This is a genomic window from Trichocoleus sp. ST-U1 (genome assembly GCF_039961835.1).
In the GTDB taxonomy this organism is placed as follows: Bacteria; Cyanobacteriota; Cyanobacteriia; order Cyanobacteriales; family FACHB-T130; genus FACHB-T130.
The window spans coordinates 1-17,757 of the sequence record NZ_JAMPJZ010000053.1 but is presented as its reverse complement, the minus strand read 5'-3'; the positions used below and the strand labels follow the sequence as shown (position 1 = coordinate 17,757).

Annotated in this window: 12 protein-coding genes, 1 tRNA gene and 1 pseudogene; 5 read left to right on the top strand and 9 right to left on the bottom strand. The window is 47.5% G+C overall.

Annotated features, from left to right (window positions below):
• Positions 1 to 33: 33 nt before the first annotated feature.
• Both NDA06_RS17860 and NDA06_RS17855 read right to left on the bottom strand, forming a co-directional pair.
• Entirely contained in the window at positions 34 to 3,282 is a 3,249-nt protein-coding gene (locus NDA06_RS17860) for an efflux RND transporter permease subunit (RefSeq protein WP_190986379.1), read from the bottom strand.
• Between the two features lie 100 nt (positions 3,283 to 3,382).
• Positions 3,383 to 4,831: an efflux RND transporter periplasmic adaptor subunit gene (locus NDA06_RS17855; protein WP_242047499.1), complete on the bottom strand. Its 1,449-nt coding sequence runs from the start codon at positions 4,829 to 4,831 to the stop codon at positions 3,383 to 3,385.
• Between the two features lie 296 nt (positions 4,832 to 5,127).
• Here NDA06_RS17855 and NDA06_RS17850 point away from each other — a divergent pair, with 296 nt between their 5' ends.
• Positions 5,128 to 5,733 carry a hypothetical protein gene (locus NDA06_RS17850; RefSeq protein WP_190986378.1) on the top strand — a complete coding sequence of 202 codons (606 nt, stop codon included), beginning with the start codon at positions 5,128 to 5,130 and terminating at the stop codon, positions 5,731 to 5,733.
• 70 nt (positions 5,734 to 5,803) lie between these two features.
• Here the strand turns inward: NDA06_RS17850 and NDA06_RS17845 are convergent, their stop codons facing one another.
• Positions 5,804 to 6,346, bottom strand: a complete 543-nt coding sequence (locus NDA06_RS17845) for a peroxiredoxin (protein WP_190986377.1) — start codon at positions 6,344 to 6,346, stop codon at positions 5,804 to 5,806.
• Between the two features lie 177 nt (positions 6,347 to 6,523).
• Complete coding sequence (locus NDA06_RS17840; RefSeq protein WP_190986376.1) at positions 6,524 to 6,841, bottom strand: hypothetical protein; 318 nt, start codon at positions 6,839 to 6,841, stop codon at positions 6,524 to 6,526.
• A 228-nt stretch (positions 6,842 to 7,069) separates the two neighbouring features.
• Between NDA06_RS17840 and NDA06_RS17835 the strand changes: the two genes are divergently transcribed.
• From NDA06_RS17835 to NDA06_RS17825, 3 genes are read left to right on the top strand one after another with little or no spacing between them, the layout of a single operon-like run.
• Complete coding sequence (locus tag NDA06_RS17835) at positions 7,070 to 8,443, top strand: ATP-binding protein (protein WP_190986375.1); 1,374 nt, start codon at positions 7,070 to 7,072, stop codon at positions 8,441 to 8,443.
• Between the two features lie 4 nt (positions 8,444 to 8,447).
• The gene (locus tag NDA06_RS17830) at positions 8,448 to 9,245 is read left to right on the top strand and encodes a tetratricopeptide repeat protein (protein WP_190986374.1); all 798 of its coding nucleotides are present in this window, start codon (positions 8,448 to 8,450) and stop codon (positions 9,243 to 9,245) included.
• Between the two features lie 3 nt (positions 9,246 to 9,248).
• The gene (locus NDA06_RS17825) at positions 9,249 to 10,019 is read left to right on the top strand and encodes a tetratricopeptide repeat protein (RefSeq protein WP_190986373.1); all 771 of its coding nucleotides are present in this window, start codon (positions 9,249 to 9,251) and stop codon (positions 10,017 to 10,019) included.
• Between the two features lie 86 nt (positions 10,020 to 10,105).
• Here NDA06_RS17825 and NDA06_RS17820 read toward each other — a convergent pair whose 3' ends face one another.
• Positions 10,106 to 10,711 (bottom strand): peroxiredoxin, encoded by a 606-nt coding sequence (locus tag NDA06_RS17820; protein ID WP_190533772.1) that lies wholly within the window; start codon positions 10,709 to 10,711, stop codon positions 10,106 to 10,108.
• A gap of 145 nt (positions 10,712 to 10,856) precedes the next feature.
• Between NDA06_RS17820 and NDA06_RS17815 the strand changes: the two genes are divergently transcribed.
• A complete protein-coding gene (locus NDA06_RS17815) occupies positions 10,857 to 12,941 on the top strand; it encodes an amylo-alpha-1,6-glucosidase (protein WP_190986372.1) in 2,085 nt (694 codons plus the stop codon).
• 71 nt (positions 12,942 to 13,012) lie between these two features.
• Here NDA06_RS17815 and NDA06_RS17810 read toward each other — a convergent pair.
• The 4 genes and pseudogenes from NDA06_RS17810 to NDA06_RS17795 form a co-directional block, all read right to left on the bottom strand.
• Positions 13,013 to 13,085 (bottom strand) — tRNA-Met (locus tag NDA06_RS17810).
• Between the two features lie 126 nt (positions 13,086 to 13,211).
• Positions 13,212 to 15,743 carry a peptidoglycan DD-metalloendopeptidase family protein gene (locus tag NDA06_RS17805; RefSeq protein ID WP_190986371.1) on the bottom strand — a complete coding sequence of 844 codons (2,532 nt, stop codon included), beginning with the start codon at positions 15,741 to 15,743 and terminating at the stop codon, positions 13,212 to 13,214.
• Between the two features lie 860 nt (positions 15,744 to 16,603).
• Positions 16,604 to 17,068 carry a tRNA (cytidine(34)-2'-O)-methyltransferase gene (locus NDA06_RS17800; protein WP_190676608.1) on the bottom strand — a complete coding sequence of 155 codons (465 nt, stop codon included), beginning with the start codon at positions 17,066 to 17,068 and terminating at the stop codon, positions 16,604 to 16,606.
• Between the two features lie 274 nt (positions 17,069 to 17,342).
• Positions 17,343 to 17,757 (bottom strand): annotated as a pseudogene (locus tag NDA06_RS17795) (putative glutamate--cysteine ligase); the annotation flags it as partial.

Here is a 17,757-nt window from a genome sequence, read left to right as displayed (position 1 = left end):
GGGCTAAACTCTGAGTGCTAAAGACAGCACAAATTAGAACTTCCGATCGCTCGAAAAAGTTTTACGGGCAAATTTTCTCGATAGCGATCGCTGCCATTTTAGTACCTGTTTGCTGACCGGGAACTGGTGCAGCAGCACGTAGAAGCAGGGAATAATAAACAAGGTTAGCAGCGTCGCCAGAGATAGACCGGAAAACACCACAACGCCTAACGGTTGTAGAAATTCTGAGCCTTCCCCGATTCCCAGCGCCAAAGGAAACAAGCCGAGAACCGTGGTGATGGTGGTCATCATAATCGCTCTCAGGCGCATGGGAGCCGCTTTTAAAATCGCCGCCTGTCGGTCGATGCCTTCCTGTTCGTGAATTTGGTTCGCCAACTCCACCATGATGATGGCGTTGTTTACCACAATCCCCACCAGCAGCACCGCACCGACTAGCACCGTAGCACCGATAGCGGTTTGGGTGATATAAAGCCCCAGAATGCCCCCCGCTAAAGCCAGGGGCACCGTGAGCATAATTACCAAGGGGTCAATCAAGGAGTTGTATTGTACCGCCATGACGACGAAAACCAAGAAAGCAGCTAAACCTCCTAAAATTGTCAAGGAGTTTTGCAACTGCTGATTTGTTTCCGCTGTCGAACTAGGTATCACGCTCACGCCTTCGGGTAATCGCAAATTCCCCAGTACCTCGTCTACCTCTGTCAGGGCGTCGCTGAGGTTAGCTCCTTCGCTCAGACTACCCGCAATGATAAAAACCTGTCGTTGGTTAATCCGCTGAACTTCACCGGGGGCTTGACCTTCGGAAATGGTCGCGACATCACCCAGCCGAACTAAGCTGTTGCTATTGACAAATAAGGGGATTTGTGCAAGCTGCGAAGCGCGTTGCACGGATTGCTCATTGAATTGAACGCGCACATCTACTAAGCGATCGCCTCTTTGCAACTGAGTCGGTACTGACCCCTCGATTGCTGTCTGAATCGTTTGCCCAATGTCTTGCGTCGTCAACCCCAACTCCTCTGCACGCTCCCAATCTGGTCGAATCTGCACTTCTGGTTGTCGAGAGTCGGCATCAGGTCGGAAAGTTGCACTTTTTACTCGCTCATCCAAGGCTTGCAGCGCTTGCCGCCCCGCTTGTTGCAACCGCTGCTCATCGTTTCCCTGGAGGATGATATCCACATCCGCCCCCCGCACTGGCGAGTTACTGAGGATAATCCCCCGTACCTGACCGGGATTCAATCGCAGACGAATCCCCGCCAAGTTCAGTTTGTTAAACTCTTGATTGACTTTCTCAACAAACTTCTCGACATCTGTACCTTGCTTGAGGGTAATTGAGCTGGAAGCGCGTAGGGGATTGGCATTCGTGTTGCTGCCGAACAGAGAACCTCCGGCTGTGCTAAATACATAGTCGCTTTCTGGCTGTTTAACCAGGATTTCGTCCACCAGTTTCATCACTTTTTGGTTAGTTTCCACGCTAGTTCCAGGAGGAAACTGGGCAAACAAATTTGCTTGACCTGTATTAATCCGAGGCAGAATTTCTTGAGGAATTTGACCGACCATCCACAAACTACTGCCGCCGAAAAGCAGAATAATAGCGGCGATTACTAACAACCGATAACGCACTACTCCAGTCAGAAAGCGGGTATAGCTGCCAGTCGCTGCCTCAAATCGGCGGTTAAATTCCCGTAAAGGCCAAAACTTACCTAGGCCACTCGACCACTGGATAGCCAACAACCGGGAACTGAGTGCTGGCACCACGGTCAGCGCCACCAATAGAGAGGCAGCTACAGAAAAACTAATGGTAAGAATTAATTCATTAAATAGCAGGGAGAAAAAGCCACCAATCAGCAAAAACGGCAGTACAGACACCAAGTTAGTAGTGGTAGAGGCAATTAGCGCCGATTCCACCTCGCGACCGCTGCGTTCTGCTTGATCGATTACTTGCTGGCTATTCATACGGGCTTTGCTATCCTGACCCGGAGTCATGCCAGCACCTTCGGCAATTGTCTCCATCATTACGATAGAGTTGTCTACGACAATCCCCACACCCAGCGCCAAACCACCTAAGCTGAAAATGTTGATGGAGAGTCCAAATAGCTGCATTAAGATAATCGCCGCGATGGTCGCTAGGGGAATGGCGATGATAATAATTAAAGTTTGACGGGCGCTACCGAGAAATAGCATCACCGCCACCGCTGCCAACCCTGCACCCAGCAATCCGGAACTGGTCACGTTGGAGATCGAGTTGCTGATAAATTTCGACTCATCCAGCGTTGCTAACAGTTTCATATCTTCGGGAATCACCCCAGCTTGGCGCAGTTCTTCGATCCGTTTTTTAATTCCATCCACAACCTCGATAGTATTGGCATCCGGTTGCTTTTGGATGCTGAGTTTTACCGCTGGTTGCCCATTCAGATAGACAAATACCCGCTGGTCTTCTGTCCCATCAATGACTTCGGCAAAATCTCTTAGATAAACGCGAGATTGCGGTAAAAGCGCGGGGCTTTGCGCTCCTACTGGGCTGGGGGTTGGGGAACCAACTTCAAAGGAGAGATTGCTAATTTCTTGGGCATTCTGAAAGCGTCCGACGGTGCGGGTTAGTGGTTCGGAGTCAGCGCCTTGCAAGCGACCGCCAGAGACATCCTGGTTGCGATCGCCTAAAGCATTTAACACATCTGTTAAACTCACCCCCAGGGCTTGTAAGCGATTCAGGTCAATTTGCACCCGGACTTGTTCTTCCACCCCACCCGCAACATCGACAGAGGCGACACCATTGACAACACCGAGTTCGCGGGATAATTCTTCATCGGCAAATACTCGTAAATCCGCCTCTCCTAAAGAAGAAGATTGCAGCGCCACTTCGTAAACGGGTAGCTGGGAGGGGTCAACTTTAAATAAGCGGGCATCTTCGATGGTACTGGGGAGTCTGCTGCGACCCCGGTTAAAGGCAGCGGTGGCATCGTTTAGCGCTTGGTCAATGTTCCCTCCCGGTTCAAAGTACAAGTCTAAACTTACTTGCCCTTCGCGGGTTTGGGAGTAAACTTGCACCACTCCTTGTGTGGTACTTAATGCTTCTTCTAGCGGTTTGGTGATTTCGTCAACTGCTACCTCTGGAGAGATTCCAGGGGCTTCTAGCCGCACGCCAATCCGGGGATAGGTGATAGACGGCAACAAATCAACTTGCAGTTGGGAGAGAAAGAAGACTCCCAGCACCAACGTAGCGATGGTGAGCATCAGTGTGCCGATGTGACGGCGGATGGCGATCGCGCTTAGGCTAAATCCAGACATAATAATTTTGAATTTTGAGTTCTGAATTTTGAGTTAATTCGGAATTTTGAGTGAATGAGTGAGTTTTGAATTAAGAAGTCAAAGCTCAAAACTCAAAACTCTACGGCTTTGCGGTTTCTGATAAAACACTTAAGCTGACAAGTTCGCCATCTTTGAGCGGCTTACCAGCGCGGCTGACAAATCGCTCTCCCGGCTTTAATCCCGACAGAATTTCTACTTTTCCATTTACGCGATCGCCCACTGTCACCGATCGAGCCTGCACTCTTGGCTGTTGCCCTTCACGAGTCACAACAAACACCGTCGCTTTGCTAGATTTGGCATTTTCTTGGGAGTTGGAAGCGCTCTCTCCCTCGCTCCTTGGCTGTCCCCCTTGTGCCTGCCTCCCTTGTGTCTGCCCTCCTTGTCCCTGTCTCCCTCTCTCTCCTGCTTCTTGCAGCGCTGTTTGCGGCACCACTACCCGTTGGGACGCATTTGAGGCAAAGCTGACCCGTGCCAATAGTCCGCTGCCGATCTCACCCTTGGGGTTGGCAATCGTGACTTCTACCGGCACTTGACGAGCCGCTACATTCGCCGCCGGAGAAATGCGAGCCACTTGTCCAAGAAATTCCCTGTTTTTGAAGGCATCTAATTGCACCCGCACCGATTGTCCAGCCCGGATATTTGACAATTCCAATTCTGAAACTGGCACCACTACTGTGACGCGGCTGAAATCTCCAATTTTCAAGATTTCACTACCTGGATTCGCTAAATCCCCCGGTTCTAACCCTTTAGAAACGACAACGCCGCTAATTGGAGAAGTTAATACTGAATAGGATTGGCGTTCGCGACTTTGAGCCAGTACAGATTGTTGCGCCTTGACTCTGCCTTGAGCCGCTACGACTGCTTGCTGTTCTGTACTCACCTGTGACTGAGCAGAGAGCAAAGCTTGTTGAGCCGTTTGAGCTTCGGTTTGAGCTAATTCTGCTTGTTGCTGAGCGATCGCGCCCTGTCTCGCCAAGCCAGCCAGTCGAGCTGCATCCCGCTGTGTTTGCTGCAATTCAACTTTTGCCTGTTCCACCTGTGTCCGGGCATTAGCTACCTGAGTTCGGGCGCGGGCAACTTCTGCTTGAAGCGTTGCGAGTTCTGCTTGCGCCTGATTCACGCTAGTCAGCAAGGTGGTGTCATCTAACTGGGCAACAATTTGACCCTGCGCTACCCGATCTCCCACATCTGCTTTAAGAGAGAGCAGCCGTCCTTCCACTTGGGGTTGCACCGAGACTTCTCTGAGTGGGCGAGTCGTGCCGATGAATTTTACATCTTCTTGAAGCGATTCGCTGCGAGCGATCGCCACATCCACTGGTGTAGGTTTTCCTTGCCCCCCTTCTTGCCCTCTGGGAGATTGAGCCTCCGCTTCCGCTTTCGGCAGAATGCCACAACTGGTCAACCCAGGCATCCCTAAAACAGCAAATATCAATATAAATAGGGGAATTTTTTGATTTTGCCGTTGGCTTGTTGATTTTTGACTCGTTTGCTGCCGAGAGGCTTGAGCAGCAGAGATATCAGGAGACATACGCTTAAGTTGCACTTGGGTGTTCCACTCAGGAGACGGTTCGGACTCACCTTGGGCGGGGCTGTCCAGCGGTGAGATGCAAAGGCAACAGGTTAGCTCTGTGCCTGCCTGTCTATTTAGACTGCTGATAGTTTACAAACGTTCACTTTACAAATCATAAAGTGCGAAGGCAGTTCTCTTGGTCAGCCTTAAGGTCGGATTTTGGCATTTGCCTTCTGGTTTTGGGCGAGCGATCGCCCTGAGCAACATTCCAGCTGCTATGCTTTTTTTAAAACCCTTGACAAACTCTCAAATCCTTGCGTTACCAATTCTTGCGGGTTAAAAATCTATTTCTGTCAGTCGTCCTGGCGGTGGCTGGGACTGTAGTAATTAGGGCATCCGAGAACGTACCCGTACAGGCTCGTCCCGCTCCTGTATTTACACGCCATTTAGAGACAATTCAAAGCAGCGTACCGCCTGGGTTGATTATGCGCTTGCCGTCCCAAATTCTCCTCAGTGGCCCCACCGATGTAGAGCCTTCTGAGTTGATTGTCCGCGTCTTCCCCTCAGAAACTCCGTTAGCTTATACTGTTAGCCTTTTTACCTGCTACAGTAATCCCCAACCGTGCTTAGTCGGAAGTTTTTCGGTTGAGAAAAAGACTTCTCTCAATGCGATACGAGAATTAGAAAAACATAAAAAAGCAGGCGACCCCATCACCTTAAGGAAAGATATTAGAGGATATTTGTTAGAAGGAAAAAAGCAAAAGCCATCCTATGAATTTTCTTCCGTAATGTGGCAGCAGGATGACTTTATTTATCGCGTTAGTTTTCCCACCATAGAACGGTCAAATATTCTCTTGATGGCTAATTCAATGGCTAACGATGTGCCGCTTTTCCGCAGGTTTTCTCGTCCACTTCCCTGATACTCATCCCAAGTTGCGTTCAGACAAAGTAGGGTCTTGAACGCAACTTATTAGTATTAATTCCAGTAATCTACAATCCGCTGAGCGTCTCTAGCAGCTTCTCCACTTCAGCATTATGGTCGAGGAAGGAGAACAAATGTTTATAGCGCAGAATTCCCTGTTTATTCAGTACGAATTGGGCTGGCAGAGGCGCACCCAAAGCTTGACCCGTACAGTAAGCTCGAAAAGTCCGACAACTGGGGTCGCTGAGCAAGGGCATCTTTAAACCCAGGTCTTTGACAACCGTTTTGCTCTGCTGTTCGTCGGTACTGGTAATCATCAAAACCTCGACGCCCAAACTAGTAAAGCGCTCGTAGTTTTCATTCAGCGCTTTGATGTGAGGAAAGCAAAAAGGACAATATTGCTTTTCGGTGAAGATGCGGGTGAAGGCAAGGATGACAGGTTGCTTTCCCCTGTAATCTGATAACTTAACTCTCCTCCCGTTAGTAATGTCCGGCAGTTCAAAAGCTGGAGTCGTTTCTCCGAGGTTCAAACGGCTGGTTGCTGGAATCGGCAAGAAATTCTCAAAGAAGCGTTGATTTAACAGTCCGCTAAAGTCAGTAGATGTCAGCATCGGTATATCATTTTGGTCTTATTGCTGTAATTGTAATAGTTCTTTACTTTTTTGCGAACAGGGGCGAATCGTCGAGAGCGATCGCATCCTTCATCCCCAACAAAAATCGCATCCCCCTTAAGCTGGAGATGCGAGCAACTTTAAGTTCTTGGCGTATTCTTGTTATCAATTGAGAGTTTAGTCAATGACTAAACTGACTTTGATGTTGTAACCAAAAGCTTTCTTGAAAGCTGCTTCTACATCAGGTAACTTTTCTCTTGCAATTCGGAAAATCGCCAGTGATGAAACTTTAATGTAAGCTTCCCCATTACTAAAAGCGATGAGTTTCCCATGCTGACTCATCAGATGTTTCGTAGTGGGTCGCGGAATCTGCAATATCACACCGTTCCAGATTAGGTCTAGCATATTCTGAATTGCTTCTTGCATTGGCTTGAGGTGGTCGATTTTCTCCAGATTTACAGGCAGTTCCAGTTGTACGAAATTTTCAGCTTGCATTGTCTTAGTCCTAATTCAGAGCGATTGTTGGAAGTGGGAAGAGGGTATTGCTTATCTCTGCTTCCCAGAGCCGATACGTCTATAGTCCTGGAAGTGCATAGGTTTAACGGCTCTGGATTGATAGCAATTTTGGCTCTAGTTTCAAAACTGAGCCAAAATTGAGCCAAGCCATAAGTTGGTAGAAGTTATAAAAGTTAAATATGTATCGATGGGTATTAAAGGATAAGCATGGCAGCTACTATCAGAGCATCCAAACAGGGGCTAGAAATTGTTGAGCAAGCTAGAAGGGAAAAAGGATGGAACAAACAGGCTGCTATCTGGGGTGAAAAGCATAACTTAAAGCGGTTTTGGCGTTCTATACCAATTGATACAGATGCCTTTGCCGGAATTTGTAAAGCCGTAGGAATTGAGGACTGGGAAGAGATTGTTGATAACAGTCCACTAACCAAGACAAATTCGAGAGCAGAGTTTTTTGCCTATGATGATGCCTGGGTAGGTCGAGAGCAGCTAGTGGGCGAACTTAAAGAAAAAGTTCAAGGTTCGTGCCGCTTATTAATCCTTCTTGGCATCGCTGGAATTGGTAAAACAGCTTTGGCTGAACGATTAGTAGTGGAATTGCAGCCTGACTGGACTAAGTTTCATCAAGAAAATTTTGAAAATGAGCAGCAAGCTTCAGACTTTGCCAGTGTTGCAGCTCGATGGCTGGAAAAGTGGGGAGAAGCCATTACACAAGAAAACCGCAAAGATACAAATTACTTGCTGAATTTGCTAGTTAAACGCTTACTCCAGAATCGGTATTTGGTGGTGATAGATTCTCTAGAATCGATTTTGGAAGGGAATGAAGAAGAAGGTTGGAATAATTTTAAGGATAACGAGTGGGCAAAGTTCTTTGAAAGTTTATTAGCAGCCGAATCTTGCCAAAGTCGAATTATCCTAACTTCACAAGACTTACCAGAGCAAATCCCAGCACGTTACAAAAACTTTTGGGATTGCCGCGTCTTAAGTGGACTTACAAAACTAGAGCGGTTGCATCTGTTCGATAAAACTGGGCTAGAAGTTGGCGCAGATTCACCAAACACACCTTATCTGGAACGGATTGGCGCTGCTTATGAAGGGCATCCCTTGGCATTGCGGGTGATTTCTGGAGAAATTTGCAGTCACCCTTTTTATGGCAATGTAGTGGCTTATTGGAATAAATATGGGCATGAAATTGAAGAAGTCGAGAAGGCAATTGAGGAAGTCAAAACAAAAGGAATAACAGCATCAGCCGATGACCAGTGGCGATTAGATCGATATACTCGTGAACTGCGAAGAAATGTGCGACATCGGTTGGAAAAAACTTTTGGACGCTTGAAAAAGGATGTCCTTAATGCTTATCGATTGCTTTGCGAAGCTTCTGTCTATCGCTGTCCAGTAACGGAAGAGTTTTGGCTGAGTCATTTGGAAGATTGGGACTGCAATGAAGATCAGCAAGAGGCGGCGCTGGAGGTGTTAAGAAATCGCCATCTGGTTGAGGAAATTGTTGAAGACGATCAATTCCTGCTAAGACAGCACAATTTAATCCGCAGTGTGGCACTTGAACACTTAAAACAACTCCATTAAGAAAATGAGTGATATTTTACCGTCTGGCAAATCGGTCTTGGCAGAGCTTGGTATCAATTCAGAAGCTATTAAGTTGATTCAGCCGCATTGGAAGCGTACCCATTACAGAGCCGTCGTTAACTGGCTAACGAAGTACAACCCGAAGGTAGGTGCCACTAATCTAGAGAAAGTGCGCGGCTATCTGGAAGCGTTTCATCATCTCTGCGAAGTAGAAGAATGGGAGAAAGCTAGCAAAATCATTTTTATACACATTAATACTGTTACTAAAAATGAATTGCACAAACAACTAAACTTATGGGGCTACTCTTACGAACAGGCTGAACTATACGAAAGGCTTTTAAGCAAGTTAACCCCAGAATTAGATGCTATTTTATGGAATGGCTTAGGTAACTCTTATCAATCAAGAGCAGATTATAATAAAGCGATTGAGTGTTTTCAGAATCGTTTGAAGATTGCACTAGAAATCAAAGATCGCAAAGGTGAAGGACACGCACTAGGAGGCATAGGAGCAACTTACCGTAGTCTAGGAGACTATCCCGAAGCACTTAAATATTTCTTGAAAACCTTGAGTATAGTACGTGAAGTTTCAGATTATCAAGGAGAAGGTATTACTCTAAGAAATTTAGGAAAGGTCTATGCTGTTTTGGGAGATTATCATAAGGCGATAAATTTTTATAATTCAAGTTTGGTCATTGCACGGAAAATCAAAGACTATCAAGGCGAGATAGTAAACCTAAGAGATTTAGGGGAAATTTATATGGCTTTAGGAAATTACCCTAAAGCCTTTGATTATTACCATTAAAGTTTGATTATTGCAAATATAACTTCAGATGCCATTAGTGCGGGAACAGTTTTAGGAGATTTGGGAAAGCTTTATGCTATTTTGGGGGAATATGGTAAAGCAACTGGTTATTACCAACAATATCTAGATACTACGGTTGCAGTTAACAATATTCAAGGGAAAGGAACAGCTTTAGGCAATCAAGGAATTGCTTATCTTGCTTTGGGAGATACTAATAAAGGTATAGACTGTCTTTATGAATATTTAGACATTGCAATAAAGATTCGGGATCGTCAGAGCGAGGCACAAGCTTTAGGAAGTTTAGGAATTGCTTATACTTGTCTAGATAAATATTCTGAAGCAATTAAGTATCATAAACAGTATTTAAAAATTGCACAAAAACTTCAATATCCTCAAAGTGAATCAGTGGCTCTCGCAAACTTGGGATTAAATTATTGTTTTATACGAAACTATGCTAGAGCGATTAAATACAGTAAGCAGAGTTTGAACGTGGCAAGAAAAATTGGCTATCGCAGGGGAGAAGGAACAGCATTAGGGATTCTGGGATTAGCCTTTTACTTACAGGGAAGCTTTGTCAAAGCAATCAAGTATTATCAGCGCAGTTTGGTTATTGCAAGAATAGTTCAAGACCGCCGATGGGAAGAACGGGATTTAGTTAATTTAAGCAATGCTTACTGTGCATTGGGAGAGTATGAAAAAGCACTTGAGTACAATCACCAGCATCTAGATATCGTGCAAGCGGCGTTACAGGAGTTAACGCGATCGCAAGCATAAAGAAATAAACCCCAATACATCTTGTATTGGGGTTTTTGAGTAATCCAAGACTAAATCAGTCCTGAAACTAACTCGACACCAGAAATTTAGACGGCAGAAAAGAAGACCTTCGACTTGACGGGGTCGGGAACCATCGTCTTGTCACCGGGTTGCCAACCAGCGGGGCAAACTTCGTCGGGGTTAGTTTGTACGTACTGGATTGCTTGCAGCGTCCGCAGAGTCTCATCGACGTTGCGACCAAAAGCCAGGTTGTTAATTGTAGCGTGCTGAATCACACCTTCTTTATCAATGATGAACAGCCCCCGGAGTGCAATGCCTGCCTCTGGATCGAGGACGTTGAAAGCAGCACTAATCTCTTTCTTAATATCGGAAACGAGGGGATAGTTTAGGTCGCCGACGCCGCCGGACTTGCGGTCTGTCTGAATCCATGCCAAGTGGGAAAATTCACTGTCTACAGAGACGCCAAGGATTTCAGTGTTGAGATCCTGAAATTTTGGATAAGCGTCACTAAAAGCTGTAATCTCTGTAGGACAAACGAATGTAAAGTCAAGAGGATAGAAGAACAAGACTACATATTTGCCACGATAGTCAGACAGTTTAATGGTCTTGAATTCCTGATCGACCACAGCGGTTGCGGTAAAGTCCGGGGCGGTTTGTCCAACCCGAAGACAGCCTTCTGTGTGGTGGGTCATGAATAGATTCTCCTTAAATGGAATAGATTTTGCATTGACTCGTGCTGAGTCAAGGGTAATCTAGTTGAGGTCTACCCTAGACGCAACGACGGCACATTTACGAACTGTAACAACTATATCATACTCATAACGAGTTTGAGTAGGAATGAAGAATTTGGATACGCGCGAGTGGCTGCTCACCAACGGGTTAGGAAGTTTTGCCAGTGGAACGGTTTGTGATGCTCGGACTCGGACTTATCACGGTTGGTTAATTGCCGCCCTCGATCCGCCGAGTCAGCGCACTTTATTACTGTCTCACCTGGATGCCAGTCTGGATGTAGGAAGACGGGTATTTGCACTGGGGACGAATTTCTGGATAGATGGAAAAATTGACCCTTTGGGCTACGAGTTATTGCGTTCTTTTGACATTGACCCCTTTCCCCGTTGGGTTTGGGGTGAAGATAACTGGCAGCTAAGCAGGCAGCTGGTGATGCCCTATGGCTTAGTAGAAAGTAGCTCACAGAGCGTAAGTAGCGGGAAGGAGACTGAGCAATTAGGTACTCCCCAGTTTTGTCACCGGATTTTGATTCAGTACCGCTATGAAGGCACTGAGTTGGCTACGCTGAGGTTACGCCCGGTAATTGGCGATCGCGACTTTCACCACCAGCAATCCGGCGCTTCCGGATTGTCCTTCTCGCAATTAGTCGGTCAAAAGCAAATTTGCTTGCAAGGGATGCGTCCTGACTGGACTGGGACTCCCTGGCAATTGCGCTGGAGTAAGGGTCGCTATCAACCAGACACCGTTTGGTATTGGCATTATTACTATCCAGAAGAGAAGCGGCGGGGATTGGGGGACAAGGAAGACCTCTACAGCCCTGGATACCTGACAGTACCCCTACAACCGGGAGACTCCCTCACCCTAGAAGCGAAAGTGGGATTATGTAACTCCAAACAATCACAGCTCAGTTCCCTAGACTTTGAGCAAGCAGTGCAGGTTGAGCAACAACGACTGAAAGCGCTTCGCCGTCCCTTGTTGAGGGTTCATGGCAACGAACCCTCAACCATTGACAATGACATTGACAATGACATTGTCAATGATATTTGGCAGCATCTGTTGCGAGCAGGCGATCAATTTATTGTCTACCGCGCTTCCATTGCTGGCCCGACTGTGATTGCTGGCTACCCCTGGTTTAATGACTGGGGACGCGATACGCTAATTGCTCTACCAGGACTAGCTTTAGCGACTGGGCGCTATGAGTTAGCCAAGGGACTGCTGGAAACTTTTGGGCGCTATTGTCGGAATGGTTTGATTCCGAATGCGTTTCCAGATACTGGAGCTGAGCCATTTTACAACAGTATTGATGCTGCGCTGTGGTGGATTGAAACTTTGGGTCTTTACCTAGAAGCAACGCAGGATTGGGATTTTCTGGCTCAGCAATATCCTGTGGTGCGGCAGATTTACAAAAGCTTTATGGCTGGCACCCTGTACAATGTCCGGATTGATGCCACGGATGGGCTAGTTACCTGGGATGCGCCAGGAGTGGCGCTTACCTGGATGGATGCGGTGGTTGATGGTCAGCCGGTAACGCCTCGTCGGGGTAAACCTATAGAAATTAATGCTCTCTGGTACTCTGCTTTGTGCTGGGCTAGCCGATGGGCAGAATTGTTATTAAGGGAAGGAGGCGCGAATTCACAGAGGCGGATTAACCAGCGAGAACGCTATATTCAGCAGGCGCAACAGGTGAAGAGATCGCTGCAAAAGTTCTGGAATCCGACGCTGGGATATTTCTACGATACGATCGCACCGGATGATGTGCGAGACCCCACAATTCGTCCGAATGCAGTTTTGGCGCTCTCGCTCTATCATTGCGGGTTTCCTACCGAGCAAGGGCGGTCTGTCCTCAAGGTAGCAGGCGAGCGCTTACTGACACCCTACGGTCTCCGCAGTCTCGATCTCGCCGATCCCCGCTATGTGGGGACGTATGCTGGGAATCCTCAATATCGCGATCGCGCCTACCACCAAGGTACGGTTTGGAGTTGGCTGATTGGCCCCTTTATCCGAGCCTGGAAGCGCCTCTACGATTCAGAACCCGTCCCTTTTGATTGGCAGCCGATGATTGAACACTTGCAGTCCTCAGCCTGCCTGGGTTCGGTTTCGGAAATTTTTGATGGCGATCCGCCTCATGCAGCTCAAGGAGCGATCGCTCAAGCTTGGTCTATTGCCGAACTCATCCGGCACTATTCCGACTAATGACCACCGAGGGATGAGTACAATCACCAGACTACTCATTCTTCAGACCTGGCTTTTTATAACTTTTAAAATGGCTCTGGCGGGATTTGAACCTGCGACCTTGGGCTTATGAGTCCCCTGCTCTAACCACTGAGCTACAGAGCCAACTTTTCTTAAACAACCTTATCATCCTAGCATACCAGCAAGATTATTGCTACCCTGGCTTAAAAAAAGAGAAAAGACAAAAGAAATATATTTTCTTTTGCCTTTTCCTTTGCTTTTGCCTCTTTCTTAGCGTCGGGGTAGCAAAGCTATCGGGTTGATAGCTCCTTTTCCAGCCGAATGCAACTCAAAGTGAAGGTGAGGCCCCGTGCTGCGTCCGGTGCTGCCCATCTCAGAAATCTGCTGACCTTGCTCAACTGCTTCCCCTTCTCGAACCAGAAGCCGGTTGTTGTGGGCATAGCGAGTTAGGGTGCCATCAGCGTGTTTAATGTCCACCAGATTTCCATAACCACCAGAATTCCAGCGTGCATACACCACGACACCAGGAGCTGCCGCCACTACAGGCGTGCCGACCGGAGCCGCGATATCAATCCCCTTGTGCATCCGTCCCCAGCGCCGACCATAACCTGAGGTTAAAACGCCCTTTGAGGGCCAGATGTAGCCATTAAATTGACCTGGGCTATCCGGCAGGTATGGATTTGGACCAGGGAGGGGTGGTAAATCTGGAGCAACTTGTTGCCCGAAGGGGGGCCGGAGTGTCGGGTTATAAGTGTCCGCTCCGGAGGGCGCTGCCGCCACCAGTGACTGCTGGGTTCTAGCCCGTGGTGCAGCAGGTGGGGGCACTTTGATTTCGATTGCCGCCTGCGATCGCTGTTGTTGCCGTTGCCGCTTTTGCATTTCTGCTTGTACGGCTTCGTTATAACGATTTGGGCTGAATTCTGGATTGATCGGAGTCGAGTATTCAGAACGTTGCAACGGTTTGTTGACGACAGGTGCAACCGGCTCGAATGCGGGAGTCACTGGCACCGAGATGTTAGCAACCGGAACGTTCTGTGAGTTAGCGGTATCCCCGTTTTGCTGGGTACGATACTGCTGCCTTAGTTTGATGATGTCTTCCCGTAGTTTCTCAATCTGGGTGCTGTACTCAGAGTTTTGCTTCAAGCCAGCAGACTGAGTTTGGTTCCTCTCGGCAATAGGTGTGGCAGCGGGTGTGGCAATGGGTAACGGATTACCCGCTACTAACATTGGTTTGACGATAGGTACGTTACCACTACTTTGCACCCGTACCTGTGTTGCTGCGACGGGTAAGGGAACAGTCGTTGGCAAAGTAGGAACGGAGAGATTCGGTACAGCAACATTAGACTTGGATTGTCTAAGTGCAGCGTTCAAACCAGGAATTACAGTTACAGTCTGTTTTTTCGGGATTTTCAGTGCTTGATTCACTCGAATCATGTTCGGGTTATCTAACTGATTTATCCGCAGCAGTTCTCCTCTGGAAACGCCGTGAATGCGAGCGATCGCATCCACCGTATCTCCCGCCTTGACCTGGTAAACATCTGCCGTTACCCCATTAGGTTCGACGACGGCAATCGGTACGGGTGCCACTGTCTGGATTGGCAGCGCTTGGTTAGTCGCGGTCGGTACTGGGATTGGTACGCTTTCATTCACCCCTATCGCCTGCGGGGATGCTTCTAGCGATTCCCGTGCCTGTGCCGATGGGAGGTGGTTAATCACCCGATTGGAGGCGTTTTCTCCTGGCATCTGCACCGCGATATTGCGTGGCACGGACGGTACTTGGTTGATTACCTGATTGGGGGCGTTTTCCCCTGGCATCTGCACTGCGACCGGAATTTGCACTCTAGGAGCAGCTATTTCTACCTCAGCAGCTTCAGAGCTATCAATTTGGGCTGGTTCAGTGACTTCTAATTGACCAGCAGATGCTTTTGTCGTCTCCTCAGACCGCAACTCCGCCAGACTGTTCTGCAAGCGGCTCCGCTGCTCCTTTAAGCGGCTCATGGCAGCGTCTTGTCTTGCTTTTAATAGCTCATTTACGTTGCCGGGAATCGTGACTGATTGACCCACCGGCAGTCCATCCGATGTTGTCGCTCCAGATGATTGCTGCACCTGTATCGGGCGAACACCATAAGACTCAGATAGCTTTTCGACGGTATCGCCCAGCTTAACTTCGTGAACAATACCGTTCACTGAAGGAATTTTCACCACTTGCCCAGATGGAAGAGCTGAGCTGGACTTGATGTTGTTGGAAGTGGCGATCGCGGCAGGTTCTACCCCATAGTTCTTCGACGATTGCCAAATTGTCTGTGCCTGCTGCACCTTGTGTTCGATAACGCGCGGTGCTGGTTTCGATTCTGCTTTAGCGTCCAGCTCCACCTTCGGGGAAACGGCCTCAGATGTGAATTCCGGCTCTACTACCTTTGGGGAAGCAGCGACAGATTTGGATTCCGGCTTTATTGCTGCGACTGAAGCAGTTGTTTCTGGCTCCACTTTTGAGGTAGGAGCGGCAACAGCAATATCTGTTGCAGCAGGAGCTTTGGTAATAGTCGGCTCTGTGGCGACCGGATCGGCTGCCTTTGCTTCATCGCCTTGTTGCGGCAGCAATAGGCTGGAGGTGCCCATTGAGATTGCCAATCCAATCATGGCGGCAGAGGTGCGAGCCCGACGGTTAACCTCTGGAGAAATTGGCTTCAATAAACCTGACTCTCCCCCGGAAAGCTTTCCTGCGGACAGATTCGCTTTCGCATCTTTGTCTGCTGCACAGGAAGGAACTGATTTAATCTTGTGCGTGAATGGGCGTTTCAAACACGACCTCCTACTTATGACGAGCGCTTAACTGTCCCTGAATGATTGTTTTTTACCAGTCAATGGGACAAATCACATCAAAAAGTGATTAGGATCACTGCCGGTAATCATACCTAGGCAAGATTACCCTGCTTTTTTGATTTAGACAAGTTTACATGACTGGGAAAATTTAATCATGCACGACCTACATTTGACCCACCCTGCTGAAGACTTCATCATTGCGTTAATCAGGAGCCTTTTGTCAAGAGCTGGCAAGTCAATGGTGTATTCCTTTCTAAGGCGTGCATATTGGAACATACTTGCTTGACTTGCTTTACTCCGGAAGACTGAGAAAACAACTTTTTCGTTGTTGGCATCCTGCTGTTGATCCATTACAACATGAGACTTTAAGCTGATTTTGCCTTGAATAACAACCGTAGAATCATGGAGAAAACTCTGACAAATGGCATAGAGCATACCGACGCATATTTACTAAAAATCTTCCTAAAGATTGATTCGAGGTTGTTTTAGAGGCTCAGCACTGAAAGATTTTGGATAAAAAAATCTATCAATCAATTTCCCGTTGTTACTCTGTTGTTCATAGAAATTTCTTATCTAAGCCGCGCTCATTCGGTATTCTAGATAGCTGAAGGACGCAAAAGAAACTCTCTCAAGAAAGGGAAAAGAGTCATTCGTCACCAAGTGTTGAGCAAGAAGTCATAGGGAAAGCTCAGCCAGAAATGGTCACAAACAGTTGCCGGTTAACACGTTTGAGATTCCTAGAGAAAAGGTCAAACCAAATTTCTAACCTTTAACTCAATCTGCGAACACCTGACTAAAGATTGATAACACGCAAAGAGCAAAGGACTTGTTTGCCTCCTTCAGGAGGACAAAATCCCCAGTTGGCGACGCGCTTCAAACAAACCGACTGCGGCACTAACAGAAAGGTTCAGGCTCCGAACGTGCGGCTGTGACATTGGAATATAGACAGTATTGGCACAAAGGGCGAGAACTTCTGGAGGTAATCCAGTTGTTTCGCTACCAAATAATAGCCAGTCATCTGCCCGAAACTCGAACTTCAGGTAGTTATCGCTTCCCGAAACGCTGAAGCCGATCCATCGTCCCCCTCGCTGCTGATGGAATGCCTGAAAATCCTCTAAACCAATGTGGTAGTGCAGATTGACGTAGGGCCAGTAATCCAGACCGGCACGTTTCAGATAGCGATCGCTAATGTCAAAACCCAACGGCCCGACTAAATGCAATTCCGTCCCAGTGGCAGCACAGGTACGGGCAATATTGCCGGTGTTGGGCGGAATTTGCGGCTTGTAGAGAACAACAAACGGCATGAGACTTACTAATTACTCTGGCTCTAACACTAAAATCCACGCTGGAAACTCAAATTATACCCAAAGAGACATGAACCTATACATATTTGTTATATGACTCACCCAGATCAAATTGATTAAATATTCTAATTCCCGAATGATTCTTTTTAGCCAATAAATTAAGCCATAAAAAGGCAAAAAAAGAAATCAGGGGCTAGGAAGGATCGAAGATAAAGAATGAAGGCTTTAGGATAATTCTCTGCCTTCAAGCTTTATTCTCGATCCTTCAAGTGCTTCAGGCAACTAGGCTCTCGCACAATTTGTCTTCCAGTTCGCGCTCTTGGTCTGCCACCGCTTGAATGGCGTCAATCATCACGCTGGAAGTGTCAAAACCTTGGTTTTGGAGATTTAACCATCGCTGAGCCGAATTTCCTTCCCGGAGAATCTTTTTCAGGGGTGACAAGAAACAGCGAAAGCCCATCTGTTTAGACAGATCCCAAACTTCGCCGGTTATTTCTTCAATCCAATCTCGCGCCAGAATCGGTCTGCCGTCTTGCCAATGTCTCAGAGTTGCATCCAAACTTTGACGGGCGGCGGCGTCTTCGTTGGCGTCAGTCAGGGTAATTAAGTCTTGTGAAGACAATTGACTCATTTCCAGGGGATCGAGGCTAGGGTCATCAATCAACTGCAAAAGTCGGGCTTCTAGCAAG